14 protein-coding genes are annotated in these 12,617 nt (G+C 73.2%); 10 read left to right on the plus strand and 4 right to left on the minus strand.

Translation table 11 applies throughout. The features are described 5' to 3' along the window. Nucleotides 1-90 precede the first annotated feature (90 nt). The 9 genes from ACUKCB_RS17610 (at nucleotide 91) to ACUKCB_RS17650 (ending at nucleotide 9,015) form a co-directional block, all read left to right on the plus strand. Nucleotides 91-861, plus strand: coding sequence for a hypothetical protein (locus ACUKCB_RS17610; RefSeq protein ID WP_473036697.1), 771 nt, complete (start codon nucleotides 91-93; stop codon nucleotides 859-861). An 11-nt stretch (nucleotides 862-872) separates the two neighbouring features. Then, a complete protein-coding gene (locus tag ACUKCB_RS17615) occupies nucleotides 873-2,042 on the plus strand; it encodes an inositol-3-phosphate synthase (RefSeq protein WP_473036698.1) in 1,170 nt (389 codons plus the stop codon). Next, the gene (locus ACUKCB_RS17620; protein ID WP_473036699.1) at nucleotides 2,042-2,923 is read left to right on the plus strand and encodes an SCO3242 family prenyltransferase; all 882 of its coding nucleotides are present in this window, start codon (nucleotides 2,042-2,044) and stop codon (nucleotides 2,921-2,923) included. The genes ACUKCB_RS17615 and ACUKCB_RS17620 overlap by 1 nt, the downstream gene beginning before the upstream one ends. Beyond that, nucleotides 2,920-3,777 carry a sugar phosphate isomerase/epimerase family protein gene (locus ACUKCB_RS17625; protein ID WP_473036700.1) on the plus strand — a complete coding sequence of 286 codons (858 nt, stop codon included), beginning with the start codon at nucleotides 2,920-2,922 and terminating at the stop codon, nucleotides 3,775-3,777. Before ACUKCB_RS17620 ends, ACUKCB_RS17625 begins: the two co-directional genes overlap by 4 nt. Beyond that, nucleotides 3,774-4,460: an EboA domain-containing protein gene (locus ACUKCB_RS17630; protein ID WP_473036701.1), complete on the plus strand. Its 687-nt coding sequence runs from the start codon at nucleotides 3,774-3,776 to the stop codon at nucleotides 4,458-4,460. The genes ACUKCB_RS17625 and ACUKCB_RS17630 overlap by 4 nt, the downstream gene beginning before the upstream one ends. Beyond that, nucleotides 4,460-5,338, plus strand: a complete 879-nt coding sequence (locus tag ACUKCB_RS17635) for a TatD family hydrolase (protein ID WP_473036702.1) — start codon at nucleotides 4,460-4,462, stop codon at nucleotides 5,336-5,338. The genes ACUKCB_RS17630 and ACUKCB_RS17635 overlap by 1 nt, the downstream gene beginning before the upstream one ends. Further along, entirely contained in the window at nucleotides 5,335-6,498 is a 1,164-nt protein-coding gene (gene eboE / locus ACUKCB_RS17640) for a metabolite traffic protein EboE (RefSeq protein ID WP_473036703.1), read from the plus strand. Before ACUKCB_RS17635 ends, eboE begins: the two co-directional genes overlap by 4 nt. A gap of 41 nt (nucleotides 6,499-6,539) precedes the next feature. Continuing rightward, nucleotides 6,540-7,937, plus strand: a complete 1,398-nt coding sequence (locus ACUKCB_RS17645; protein WP_473036704.1) for an alkaline phosphatase family protein — start codon at nucleotides 6,540-6,542, stop codon at nucleotides 7,935-7,937. 73 nt (nucleotides 7,938-8,010) lie between these two features. Further along, complete coding sequence (locus ACUKCB_RS17650; protein WP_473036705.1) at nucleotides 8,011-9,015, plus strand: sugar phosphate isomerase/epimerase family protein; 1,005 nt, start codon at nucleotides 8,011-8,013, stop codon at nucleotides 9,013-9,015. 81 nt (nucleotides 9,016-9,096) lie between these two features. On the opposite strand, the gene ACUKCB_RS17655 is transcribed toward ACUKCB_RS17650, so the two are convergent. The 4 genes from ACUKCB_RS17655 to ACUKCB_RS17670 form a co-directional block, all read right to left on the minus strand. After that, on the minus strand, nucleotides 9,097-9,342 hold the full coding sequence (locus ACUKCB_RS17655; RefSeq protein ID WP_473041055.1) for a hypothetical protein: 246 nt from the start codon (nucleotides 9,340-9,342) through the stop codon (nucleotides 9,097-9,099). A 157-nt stretch (nucleotides 9,343-9,499) separates the two neighbouring features. Next, nucleotides 9,500-9,871: a hypothetical protein gene (locus tag ACUKCB_RS17660; protein ID WP_191268698.1), complete on the minus strand. Its 372-nt coding sequence runs from the start codon at nucleotides 9,869-9,871 to the stop codon at nucleotides 9,500-9,502. A 98-nt stretch (nucleotides 9,872-9,969) separates the two neighbouring features. Further along, nucleotides 9,970-10,470, minus strand: a complete 501-nt coding sequence (locus ACUKCB_RS17665) for a hypothetical protein (protein WP_473036706.1) — start codon at nucleotides 10,468-10,470, stop codon at nucleotides 9,970-9,972. A gap of 331 nt (nucleotides 10,471-10,801) precedes the next feature. Then, nucleotides 10,802-11,503 (minus strand): carbonic anhydrase, encoded by a 702-nt coding sequence (locus ACUKCB_RS17670; protein ID WP_473036707.1) that lies wholly within the window; start codon nucleotides 11,501-11,503, stop codon nucleotides 10,802-10,804. Nucleotides 11,504-11,803: 300 nt separating this feature from the next. On the opposite strand from ACUKCB_RS17670, the gene ACUKCB_RS17675 reads away from it, so the two are divergent. Then, nucleotides 11,804-12,442 (plus strand): TetR/AcrR family transcriptional regulator, encoded by a 639-nt coding sequence (locus ACUKCB_RS17675; RefSeq protein WP_473036708.1) that lies wholly within the window; start codon nucleotides 11,804-11,806, stop codon nucleotides 12,440-12,442. Nucleotides 12,443-12,617: the final 175 nt, after the last annotated feature.

Here is a 12,617-nt window from a genome sequence, read left to right on the forward strand (position 1 = left end):
CCCGCCACACCCCCGCCACACCCCGCGGCGTCCTTCGCACGGCGCACGCCGCACGCGACCCGGCAAGTGTCGACCCGACAGGAGGTGCCCGTGAGCACCGAGCAGAAGCAGCGCAAGAACCCCTCCGGCAAAGACGGCGGCCCCGCCCCGGACACGACCTCGCGGGTCCACCCCGCGGGGACGAACCGCACCACCTGGTGGTTGACCGCCGGATCGGTCCTGTTGGTCGGCGCCGTCGTCGCCTCGGTGGTCTTCCTCTTCCGAGGAGGGGACGAAACGGTCGCCCCGGACCCGGCCCGGGTCGCCGAACTGGAGGCCTCCGCCGACGCCCGCCACGTCGCCCAGGTGGAGAGCCTGATCGGCCACACCAGGGCGGCCCACGGCGAGCTGGTGCCGGTCCTGGAGTCCCTGAACGAGGTCCTGCCGGCCGACGGGTCCGCGCCCTCCGGGGACCTGCCGGACAGCGGGGTGATCGACGGCTGGCTCGGCACCGTCCGCGAGGCCGGGGGCCACTTCGGCAGCGCCGACTCCGGCCAGACCGACTTCAACGTCACCCACGCCGGGCTGAGCGGTTCGGTGGACCTGCTCGGTTCCGCCGTGAGTGCCTACCACTCGGCCGTCCGGGCCGAGGGGGACCAGCGGGTGGAGCTGCTCGAACTCTCCGCGGACCTGCGTGACCAGGCGGTCCGGGCGTGGTCCGTGGCCGCCACCCAGCTGGACGTGATCAGCATCGGGGCCGGGCACGGCCACATCCACCTGTACCTGCCCGCCGAACCCGGCAGCGGCGCACTCCAGCCCGACGGGGCCGAGGAGGGCGACGGGGCCGACGGCGGCGGGGCCCCCGGACACGACGACCACTGACAGGGGAGCACATGAGACGAATCGGAGTGTGGTTGGTCGGGGCCCGCGGATCGGTCGCCACCACGGCCGTCCTGGGCGCACTGGCCGTCCGGTCGGGCGCAGCGGAGCGGACCGGGTGCGTCACCGAACGCCCCGAGTTCGCCTCCGCGGACCTGCCCGGACTCGACGACCTGGTCTTCGGCGGGCACGACGTCTGCGGCACCCACCTGGCCAAGAGCGCGGAGCCGCTGGTCAGGTCGGGGGTGATCCCGCCGCAACTACCCGAGGCCCTCGCGGAGGAGCTCGACGCGGCGGACCGGGCGATCCGCAGGGGCGTGGAACCCGGCCCCGAGGGGCTGGGGCGCCCCCAGGTGGAGCGCCTGGAACACGACCTGCGCGAGTTCGCGGAGCGCGAGGCTGTGGAGCGCGTCGTGGTGGTGGACCTGTCCAGTACCGAACCCCCTCCGGTGCACTCCGCCGAGCTCACCGACCCCGACCTGCTGGAGGCGGCCCTGGACGCGGGGACCGCCCGGATCCCGGCGAGCACCGCCTACGCCTACGCGGCCCTGCGGGCGGGGTGCTCCTTCGTGGAGTTCACCCCCAACGCGGGACCGCGTCCGCCCGCCCTGGCCGCCCTGGCCGAACGCCTGGGGCTGCCGTGGGCGGGGTCGGACGGCAAGACCGGGGAGACCCTGGTCAAGAGCGTGCTCGCGCCGATGTTCGCGTCCCGGGCGCTGCGGGTGCGCTCGTGGTCCTCGACCAACCTCCTGGGCGGCGGCGACGGCGCCACCCTCGCCGACCCGGAGAGCAACAGCAGCAAGACCTCCTCCAAGGCCCGCGGCCTGGAGCACCTGCTGGGGCACCCCGTGGACGGTCCCCTGCACATCGACTACGTGCCCGACCTGGGCGGCACCAAGACCGCCTGGGACCACGTGTCCTTCGAGGGGTTCCTGGGCGCCCGGATGACCCTGCAGTTCACCTGGTCGGGCTACGACTCCGCGCTGGCCGCCCCGCTGGTCCTGGACCTGGCCCGGCTGTGCGCCCACGCTCACCGGACCGGTCGGACGGGGCCCGTCCCGGAGCTGGGCTTCTTCTTCAAGGACCCGGCCGGGAGCGAGGTGCACGGCCTGGCCGAGCAGTGGCGGGAGCTGACCGGGTGGTGCGCCGGTCCGGAACGCGACCCGCGGGAGGGGGAGTCCTGATGGCGGCGAAGCTGCGCGACCTGGCCCGGCTGGTGCGCCTGCCCGCCGCCCTGACCGTCCTCGGCGACACCCTGACCGGGGCCGCGGCCGCCGGACGGTTGCACGAACCCCGCACCTGGGCGCTGCCGGTGTCCTCGGTGTGCCTGTACTGGGCCGGGATGGCCCTCAACGACTACGCCGACCGCGACCTGGACGCGGTCGAGCGCCCCGAGCGCCCCATCCCCTCCGGGGCGGTGCTCCCCGGTGAGGCCCTCGCGGCCGCGGCCGGGCTCACGGCGGCCGGGGTGGGGGTGGCCGCGCTGGCGGGCGGACGCCGGAGCGCACGGGTCGCCGCCGCCCTGGCCTCGACCGTGTGGGCCTACGACCTGGTACTCAAACCGACACCGCTGGCCCCGCTGGGCATGGCGGCCAACCGGGGGCTGGACGTGCTGCTCGGTGCGGGCGAGCGCACCCGTGCCGCCGTACTGCCGGCGGCGGCCATGGCCGTCCACACCCTGGGGGTGACGGCACTGAGCCGGGGCGAGGTGCACGGCACCCGCCCGGGTACCGCCGCCGGGGCGCTGGCCTGCACCCTGGCCGGGGCCGCGGTGGCGGCCTACCCGGCGCGGACTGCGCCCGACACCGTGCGCGGCTCGGTGGGCGAGGTGGCGGCCGGGGCCTTCGCGGGTTCCTTCGCCGCCGCCGTCGGGTCGGCGCAGGGCCGGGCCCTGAACGAGCCCTCGGCCGAGCACGCGCGCTCCGCGACGGGCACGGGTATCCGCGGGATGATCCCGCTCCAGGCCGCCCTGCTGTCCCGGTACGGGGCGGTGGGCACCGCCTGCGCCCTGGCGGCCGGGGCGCCGCTGGCGGCGAGGGCGTCCAGGGCGGTGTCGGTGACATGAGCGGTGACATCAGACTGGGCTACGGAACCAACGGCTTCTGGGACCACCGGCTCGACGACGCCCTCGCGATCATCGCCGACCTCGGGTACGAGGGGGTCGGCCTGACCCTGGACCACCCCCACCTCGACCCGTTCTCCCTGGACGTGAACGCCCGGGTGGGCGCGATCGGCCGCAGGCTGGCCGAACTGGACCTGGCGGTGGTGGTGGAGACCGGCGCCCGGTACCTGCTGGACCCCCGCCGCAAACACGAACCCACCCTGGTCTCCGACCACGGCCGCGACGTGCGGGTGGACCTGCTGCGCCGGGCGGTCCGGATCGCCGACGCCCTGGGCGCCGAGGCGGTGTCCTTCTGGTCGGGTGTACTACCGGCCGGCACCACCACCGGGCAGGGCTGGGACCGGCTCACCTCCGGGGTGGAGAAGGTCCTGGTGACGGCGGACGAACTCGGGGTGGACCTGGCCTTCGAACCCGAGCCGGGCATGTTCGCCGAGCGGTTGGCGGACGTGCTGGAGCTGCGGCACAGGCTGGGCGACCCCGAACGGCTGCGGGTGACGCTCGACGTCGGGCACGGGGTGTGCAACGAACCCGACGGACCGGAGGGGGCCGTCGCCCGCTCCGGCCACCTCACCGCCAACGTGCAACTGGACGACATGCGCCCGCACGTGCACGAACACCTGGAGTTCGGGGAGGGCGACATCGACCTCCCAGGGGTCCTGCGCGCACTGGACCGGGCCGGGTACACAGGGCTGGCCTCGGTGGAGCTGCCCCGGCACGGGCACGCGGCGCCCCTGGTCGCGGAGCGGTCCAAGCGGGCGCTCGACGCGGCCTGGGAACTGGCGAAGGAGGGTTCGTGAGCGACGGTGCCCGGGGGCCGGACGCCCCACCGGACCTGTGGGGCCCCCGGGCCCGTACCACCCTCGCCGAGCTGTGCTCCGAAGTGGCCGGGGACCCCGGGCGGATCGCCGTGCTCTTCCCCGCCGTCGCCCGCCGGGTCGCGCGCGGGGCCGGGCCCTCGGGCGACCCGACGGGGACGGAGGGGCCGACCCTGGAGGACCTGGCGCGCGCGGAGCTGCTGCGTGTGCTGTCCCGGGTCCTGCCGCCGGACGAGCTGGCCCGGGAGGTCGCCGGGATCTACGAGTACGGCGACGCCGAGGAGCGCCGAGCGGTCCTGTACGGGATCGGTGCCCTGACCGCCGACGTGCCCGGTGTCCGCGACACCGCACGCCTGCTGTTGGCGGACGCGATGCGGACCAACGACACCCGGTTGGTCGCGGCTGCCGCCGCCAGCACCGCCCAGGACCTGCTCGACGACCACTCCTGGCGCCAGACGGTGCTCAAGTGCCTGTTCACCGGGGTACCGCTGCGCCTGGTGGCGGGGCTGTCCGAACGGGCCGACCCCGAACTGGCCCGCATGTGCGCGGACTTCGCCCTCGAACGCGAGCGCGCGGGCCGGGCCGTGCCCCGCGACGTCCACCTGGTCCTGGACCGGCTCCCCCGGCAGCCGGCGAACCCGCCCTCTCCACCCCCGGAGGCGTGATGCGTATCTTCGACCCGCACATCCACATGACCTCGCGGACCACCGCGGACTACCAGGCGATGTACGACGCCGGGGTGCGCGCCCTGGTCGAACCGGCCTTCTGGCTGGGCCAACCGCGCACCAGCACGGGCTCCTTCCGCGACTACTTCGACGGCCTCGTCGGCTGGGAGCGGTTCCGGGCCGCGCAGTTCGGCATCCGCCACCACTGCACGATGGCGCTCAACCCGAAGGAGGCCAACGACCCCCGGCTGGCCGGGGTGCTGGACATCCTCCCCCGCTACCTGGCCAAGGACGGGGTGGTGGCGGTCGGCGAGGTGGGTTTCGACTCGCGGACCCCGGAGGAGGAGAAGGTCTTCCGCCACCAGTTGGAGCTGGCGAAGGAGTTCGGGCTGCCGGTCCTGGTGCACACCCCGCACCGGGACAAGGTCGAGGGCACCCGGCACACCCTGCGGATCGTCGCCGAGTCCGGGATCGCCCCCGAGAGGGTCCTGGTGGACCACCTCAACGAGACCACCGTGGAGATGGTCCACGATTCCGGGTGCGTGCTGGGCTTCTCCATCTACCCGGACACCAAGATGTCCCCGGACCGGATGGTGCGCGTCCTGTCCGAGTGGGGCCCGGACCGGATGATCGTCAACTCGGCCGCGGACTGGGGCCACAGCGATCCGCTGACCACGTTGTACACCGGCCAGGCGATGCTCGCGGCGGGTTTCACCGACGACGAGGTGGACCGGGTGCTGTGGCGCAACCCGGTGGAGTTCTACGCCCGGAGCGGCCGGCTGCTGCTGGCGGAGGACAGGGCCGCGGGGACGACTCCGGCCACCTTCTCCGGCAACTCGATCCTGCGCGGCGAGCGCCCGGAAGGGGGCCCGGCGTGAGGTTCCGGCACCCCGACGGCACCGTCGTCCATCTGGCCTACTGCACCAACGTCCACCCGGCGGAGGACCTCGACGGTGTCCTGCGGCAGATCCGGGTGTTCGGCGGCGGGGTCCGCGCGGCGCTGGGCACCGACCTGCTCGGGCTCGGACTGTGGCTGCCCGCCCCGCTGGCCCGCGCACTCGCCGCCGACCCCGCCCTGACCGACCGGCTCCGCAAGGGGATGGAGTCCGCCGGACTGGAGACCGTCACCCTCAACGCCTTCCCCTACACCGGATTCCACGCCCCCGTGGTCAAGCACGCCGTGTACTCCCCGGACTGGACCGACCGGGCCCGGCTGGACTACACCGTGGACTGCGCCCGGGTCCTGGCCCGGCTGCTGCCCGAGGACGCCGCCCGCGGCAGCGTCTCCACCCTGCCGCTGGCCTGGCGCACCCCCTGGGACGCCGACCGCCTGGACACCGCCCGGCGCCACCTGGCCGAACTCTCCGACGCCCTGGAGGGGCTGGCCGGGGACGGGCGCCCGGTCCGGGTGGGCCTGGAGCCCGAGCCCGGCTGCGTGGTGGAGACCACCGGGGACGCCGCCCGCCTGCTCACGGTCCCGCCCCCGCACCTGGGCGTGTGTCTGGACACCTGCCACCTGGCGGTCGGGTTCGAGGAACCGCGGGCCGCCCTGGACCGGCTGGCCGCCGCCGGCCTGCCCGTGGTCAAGACCCAGGCGTCGGCCGCCGTGGAGATCCCCGACCCGCGGGACCCCGCGGCCCGGGCGGCCCTGTCCGCGTTCGCCGAGGACCGGTTCCTGCACCAGACCCGCGAGCTCCTCGCGGACCGCACCGCGGGCCGCGACGACCTCCCCGGGGCCCTCGACGGCCCCGACCCCCTGGCCGGGGGCGGCCCCTGGCGCACCCACTTCCACGTACCGCTGCACTCCCCCGCCGCGGCGCCGCTGCGCGGCACCACCGGCCACCTGGACCAGACCCTGGAACACCTACTGGGGCCCGGCGGCGCCCGCACCGACCACGTGGAGGTGGAGACCTACACCTGGACGGTGCTCCCCGAGGACCGCCGCCCCGTCGGTGAGGACGGGCTGATCGCCGGGATCGCCGCCGAGCTGGCCTGGGCGCGGGACCGGCTCACCGGCCTCGGACTGACCGCGCTGTGACCCAGCACCCCCGCCCCGAACACCGAAAGGGACCGCCCCCCATGGCCAAGGACCGACGCCTCCTCGTCGTCAACGCGGTCGGGCTCACCCCGCGACTGCTCGAACACGCCCCCCGCCTGCGCGCCCTGGCGGAGCGCGGCTGGCAGGCGGAGCTGGAGACCGTCCTGCCCGCCGTCACCTGCACCGTGCAGTCCACGTTCCTGACCGGCACCGCCCCCGCCGACCACGGAGCCGTCGCCAACGGCTGGTACTTCCGGGACCTGGGCGAGGTGTACCTGTGGCGCCAGCACAACCGCCTGGTCCGGGGGGAGAAGGTGTGGGAGACCGCCCGGCGCCACCGACCGGAGTTCCGTACCGCCAATATCTGCTGGTGGTACGCCATGGGCGCCACCACCGACTGGACGGTCACCCCCCGACCCGTCTACCACGCGGACGGGCGCAAGTCCCCGGACTGCTACACCCGTCCGGTCGCCCTGCACGACGAACTCACCTCGGAGCTGGGCCCCTTCCCCCTGTTCAACTACTGGGGTCCGACCGCCTCGATCCGCTCCACCGAGTGGATCGTCGCCGCCACCCGCAGGCTCCTCCCCCGGGCCGACCTGACGCTGTGCTACGTCCCGCACCTGGACTACGACCTGCAGCGCTTCGGTCCCGGTTCCGCCCAGGCCCGGCAGGCCGTCCGCGACCTCGACGCCGCGCTCGCCCCCCTGCTCGACGACGCCGAGTCCTCCGGGACCGCGGTCATGGTGCTCAGCGAGTACGGGATCACCCCCGCCGAGCAGCCGGTGCACGTCAACCGACTGCTGCGCGAGGAGGGGCTTTTGGAGGTCTACACGCAGGAGGGCATGGAGTACCTGGACCCGTGGGTCTCCCGGGCCTTCGCCGTCGCCGACCACCAATGCGCGCACGTGTACGTCCGGGACCCCGCGGACGTGCCGAAGGTCGCCGGACTCCTGCGCGGGCTGGCCGGTGTCGACCTCGTCCTGGACCGCGAGGACCAGGCCGGGTACGGACTCGACCACGAACGTTCCGGGGAGCTGGTCCTGTTCGCCGCGCCCGGCGCCTGGTTCACCTACTACTACTGGCTGAGCGAGGGGGCGGCCCCCGACTTCGCGCGCGGCGTCGACATCCACCGCAAACCCGGGTACGACCCGGCCGAGCTCTTCCTGAACCCCGCCGACCCGCTGGTGAAGGCACGGGCCGCGGCCAACCTGGTCCGCAAGAGGGTGGGCCTGCGCTACACGATGAACGTCGTCCCGCTGGACCCGGGCTGCGTCCGGGGCACGCACGGGCGCCCGCACGACACCCCCGAGGACGGCCCTCTCCTGCTGTGCTCCGAACCCGGGCCCGCCCGGGAGCGCGTCGCGGCCACCGAGGTCCGCGACCTCATGCTCGGTCTCGTCGGTGTGCCGGCACCGGCGGGGCCGTCCCCGCTCTGAACCGACCGGCACCGGCGGGGCCGCCGCCGCTCCGAAGGCGCGGCCCCGCACCGAACACCATGGAGGCAACCCGATGACCAGACCGGTCACCCTCTTCACCGGCCAGTGGGCCGACCTCCCCTTCGAGGAGGTGTGCGCGCTCGCCTCGTCCTGGGGCTACGACGGCCTGGAGATCGCCTGCTGGGGCGACCACCTCGACGTCACCCGCGCCGCGGTGGACGACGGGTACGTCCAGGAGCGCCTGGACGTACTCAAGCGCCACGGCCTGGGTGTGTGGGCGATCTCGAACCACCTCCTGGGCCAGGCGGTGTGCGACGACCCCATCGACCACCGGCACCGGGACATCCTGCCCTCCCGGGTGTGGGGCGACGGCGACCCGGAGGGGGTCCGCCGACGTGCCGCCGAGGAGATGAAGCTGACCGCCCGGGCCGCCGCGAGGATGGGCGTGTCCACGGTCGTGGGCTTCACCGGGTCGGCGACCTGGAAGTACGTGGCGATGTTCCCGCCGGTCGGCGACGACGTCATCCGGGCCGGATACCGGGACTTCGCCGACCGCTGGAACCCGATCCTGGACGTGTTCGACGAGGTGGGTGTGCGCTTCGCCCACGAGGTGCACCCCTCCGAGATCGCCTACGACTACTGGTCGACCCAGGCGGCGCTGGAGGCGGTGGGACACCGGGAGGCCTTCGGGCTGAACTGGGACCCCAGCCACATGGTGTGGCAGGACATCGACCCGGTCGGTTTCCTGTGGGACTTCCGCGACCGCATCTACCACGTGGACTGCAAGGACGCCCGCAAGCGGGTGGGCAACGGACGCAACGGGCGGCTCGGCTCACACCTGCCCTGGGGCGACCCGCGCCGCGGGTGGGACTTCGTGTCCACCGGCCGCGGCGACGTGCCCTGGGAGGCGTGCTTCCGCGTGCTGAACTCGATCGGCTACCAGGGTCCGATCTCGATCGAGTGGGAGGACGCCGGCATGGACCGCCTGACCGGGGCGGCCGAGGCGGTGCGGTTCGTGCGGGCCAACGCCTTCGACCCGCCCGAGGCGTCCTTCGACTCCGCCTTCGGTTCGGACTGACCACCGGCCCCGGAGCCTGCGGCCCCTCCGTGGTCCGCGGCGCTCCGGGCCCCGGTGCGGGCCGGGCCCGTACGGCCGGGTTCACATCATGGGGGCGATGACCACGCGGTAGTGGCCGCCGTCGGCGGTGTCCACGTCGTGGCGGAAGTCGTTGACCCGGTTGACCGAGCGCTGGACCGCCTCGCTGTGGAACGCGCTGGTGTCGACGGTGGGCAGGTGTTCGCGGAGGGCCAGTACCGCCTCGTCCACGGACATGGCGGTGCTCCGGTGCTCAGGTGTGATGCGCCGACCGCCGTCGGTGAGCTGACTGATCGCGATCCGGAACATAGGGGTCTCCATGCCATGGGGGGTGGTCACCGGTATTGTCCCCCATCACCGCAGGGCTGTGAAGTCCGCGGGCCGGACACCGGAGGCGGTCGGCGGAGGCGGACCCGGCCTCCACCGCTCCCCTCCCGGGCCCCGTCCCGGGACCCAGGACCCCGTCTCAGACCTCCAGGACCCCCTCGATGCCCTTGAGCCGGTGGCGGGCCAGGGCGAGGTTGCCCCGGGCCCGGTCCAGGGCGAGGTAGAGGAAGAGCCCCTGCCCCTTCTTACTGGTGAGCGGGCGGATGATGTGGTACTGGCCGGACAGGGTGATGAGGATGTCCTCCACCGCGTCGTTGAGACCGAGTTGGTCCATGGTCCGCATCTTGGCGCGGACCACCTCGGTGTTCCCGGCCGCGGCGACGGTGAGGTCGAGGGCGTTGGTCGAGGAGAGCGTTCCCAGGGCCATTCCGCTGCTGTAGTCGACCACGGCGGCGCCGATGGCGCCGTCGATCTCCATCATGTCCTTGAGCCCGGTTTCGATGTTCGGCATGTCCTTCTCTTTCCTTTGGTTGAGCCGACGCAGCACTCCCCGGTCGGCGATCCAGCGACGCAGGCCCGGAGCACGCCGGTGCGGGGTGGAGCCGCCGGTCACGCGACCACCGTCCCCGCCCCGGCCCGGCCCAGGGACAGGGTGCGCAGAGCGGCCAGGACGCGTTCCAGCACCGGACGGTCCACGGGGACCAGGGCCCGGGGCCGGGGCTGGGGGCCCCTGCCCCGGCGGGGCGGGCCTCCCCGGTCCCGTTGCGGAACCTCGACGTCGTCGGCGAGGGAGCGCAGTCGGCGCAGAGCGAAGCCGAGGCTGCCCCGGTCCCGTTCCAGCCGCACCTGGACGCAGAACTCGGACCCGCGCAGAACGGCGAACAACAGGTGGTGGTCGCCTTCGGTGACGACCACGTCCTCGACCGACTGGGCTGCGCAGAGCGGACCGCTGTGGATGGCCTGGAGGATCGCCGCCGTACCCGTCACCCCGTCCGCCCCGCCGGCACCGACCCGGGTCAGGGCACGGCCGCTGCGCCAGTCGATGAGGCAGACACTGGTCACCCCTGGCGTGTGGAGCATCTCCCGCATCTGCTGATCGATGGCGAGCACGGCGTTCCTCTACGAGATCGGGGACGGCGGAGCCGATCCGCGGACGGATCGGAAAACGTCCTTGGGGACAGCATGAGAATAGAACCCCGGAGTCCCCTCCGCAGGCTTTTCTGTCATTTATCGCGTCTTAGCTGGTTGGCAGGTTATTGAGGAGGAAAAGGCGAGAGAGGAGTTTTCTACGGAATGTGCGGTTAACGCGCCTGGAGCACTGGAAAGGGGAGGAGATCACCCTGTGACGGCGCCTGGGTGCTCCGACGCCTTCCGGGACCTTCGGCCCGCGCGCCCCGCCGGAGGGACGGGCGGGGCGCGCGGTCGCTCGGAGCACAGCCGCTCAGAGCCAGGAGACCCGGGAGTCCTCCAGGCCGTAGCGGGCGGCGACGACCTTCAGCCGTCCGTCCGCGACGAATCCGCCCAGCTCGTCGTCCTCCCTCAGGAGCCGGGCGACGTGTTCGGCGTTGGCCCGCACGCAGTCGTCGATGAAGTCCTCGCCATCGTCCGGGGTGGACTCCACGACCTCCAGGATCTCCGCGACCAGGCCGCCGACGTGCCCGGGCGGGAGTTCGCCGGTGCGGTGGGCCTCCACCGCGGCGCCGACCGCACCGCAGCTCTGGTGGCCCATGACCACGAGCAGCGGGGTGTGCAGGTGTTCGGCCGCGTAGGCGAGGCTGCCCAGGACGGAGCCGTCCAGGACCTGACCGGCCGAACGGACGGTGAAGAGGTCGCCCAGCCCGCGGTCGAAGACCAGCTCCGGGGGCACCCGGGAGTCCGCGCAACCCAGGACGGTCGCGAAGGGGGCCTGTCCCCCGACGAGCTGGGCCCGGCGCGCCCTGCCCTCGTGGGGGTGCTTGGAGTGGTGCCGGGCCCAGCGCCTGTTGCCCTGCCTGAGGAGTCGCAGCGCCCTGTCGGCGTCGACGGCGGCGGTCTCGATCGGATCCGTGTCCGCCCAGGCCGCGGACGGAAGGGTGGTGGCGACGGCGGTGCCGACGCCGCTGAGGACCGAGGCTTTCAAGGCACCGCGGCGGGTGATGGCCATGAGATCTCTTTTCCGTTTCGCACGCAAAAGACCTTTTGTCGTAAAGCGGAAAAAAGCTACCTCCGGCCTGCGAAGGCCCACAAGAGGGATTGACGTGTTCCTAACGCCCCGATTTCCCACGGCCCGGAACGGCTCCCCCGTCGGTGCGGTCGGCGCGCTCGCGACGACCCGTGTCGCATGCCGTCCCGGCCCGCGCCCTTTTTCGGGCACCGCCCGGAGCCCGGTGCGGCACCGGGATGACACGACGGGTGCCGCGACCTCACGCACGTCCACGCCCGTCACAAGGTAGATTCGACAACCGTGTCCCGATCTTCCCCATCCGAACCAGCCGCTCCTCGGCAGACCGGCAGGCGCCGCTCCGGCCGACCGGGGCACGACGCCGACTCCGTGCTGCGCGTGGCCGCACGCGTGTTCAACGAACGCGGGTACGACGGCACGAGCATGGAGGACCTGGCCCGCGCCCTGGGCGTGACCAAGTCCGCGATCTACCACCACGTCACCGGCAAGACCGAACTGCTGCGCCAGTCCCTCGATCTGGCCATGGACGCCCTGTTCGAGGTCACCCGCGAGGAGGGGGCGACGACCGGCCCCGCCATCGCCCGGCTCGAACACGTGATGCGCGGCAGCGTCCGGGTCCTGGTGGAGGAACTCCCCCACGTCACCCTGTTGCTCCGGGTCCGCGGCAACACCCAGGTGGAGAAGCACGCTCTGGAACGCCGCCGCAGGTTCGACCACCTCATCGCCGACCTGGTCCGCGAGGGTGTCGTCGACGGCGACATCCGCAGCGACGTCGACCCCGCGGTCGCCTCCCGCCTGCTCTTCGGGATGGTCAACTCGATCGTCGAGTGGTACAAGCCGGATCGGGGCATGGCCTGCGAGGAGATCGCCGACTCCCTGTGCCGGATCGCTTTCGAAGGGCTGCGCACCCACCGCGGCTGACCCCCGTGTGCCCAGCATCACCGAGGCGCCCCCGGCACGGCGGGAACGCCCGACAAGCGGAGCTTTCAGCCCGCGTGACCCCTTTGACCAGCACAAAAATGACTCTCGGGGATATCGATAAGCAGAACGGGCACCTAGGGTGGAGTCGTCCCCTTCTTTCCGGACCCCCCTCTCG

Source organism: Nocardiopsis moroccensis (genome assembly GCF_055763695.1).

Coding starts and splice junctions, on each gene's coding strand:
- ACUKCB_RS17655 (WP_473041055.1), bottom strand. CDS start 9,342: ATGTTCCGGATCGCGATCAGTCAGCTCACCGACGGCGGTCGGCGCATC.
- ACUKCB_RS17625 (WP_473036700.1), top strand. CDS start 2,920: ATGAGCGGTGACATCAGACTGGGCTACGGAACCAACGGCTTCTGGGAC.
- ACUKCB_RS17670 (WP_473036707.1), bottom strand. CDS start 11,503: ATGGCCATCACCCGCCGCGGTGCCTTGAAAGCCTCGGTCCTCAGCGGC.
- ACUKCB_RS17615 (WP_473036698.1), top strand. CDS start 873: ATGAGACGAATCGGAGTGTGGTTGGTCGGGGCCCGCGGATCGGTCGCC.
- ACUKCB_RS17645 (WP_473036704.1), top strand. CDS start 6,540: ATGGCCAAGGACCGACGCCTCCTCGTCGTCAACGCGGTCGGGCTCACC.
- ACUKCB_RS17650 (WP_473036705.1), top strand. CDS start 8,011: ATGACCAGACCGGTCACCCTCTTCACCGGCCAGTGGGCCGACCTCCCC.
- ACUKCB_RS17620 (WP_473036699.1), top strand. CDS start 2,042: ATGGCGGCGAAGCTGCGCGACCTGGCCCGGCTGGTGCGCCTGCCCGCC.
- ACUKCB_RS17635 (WP_473036702.1), top strand. CDS start 4,460: ATGCGTATCTTCGACCCGCACATCCACATGACCTCGCGGACCACCGCG.
- ACUKCB_RS17660 (WP_191268698.1), bottom strand. CDS start 9,871: ATGCCGAACATCGAAACCGGGCTCAAGGACATGATGGAGATCGACGGC.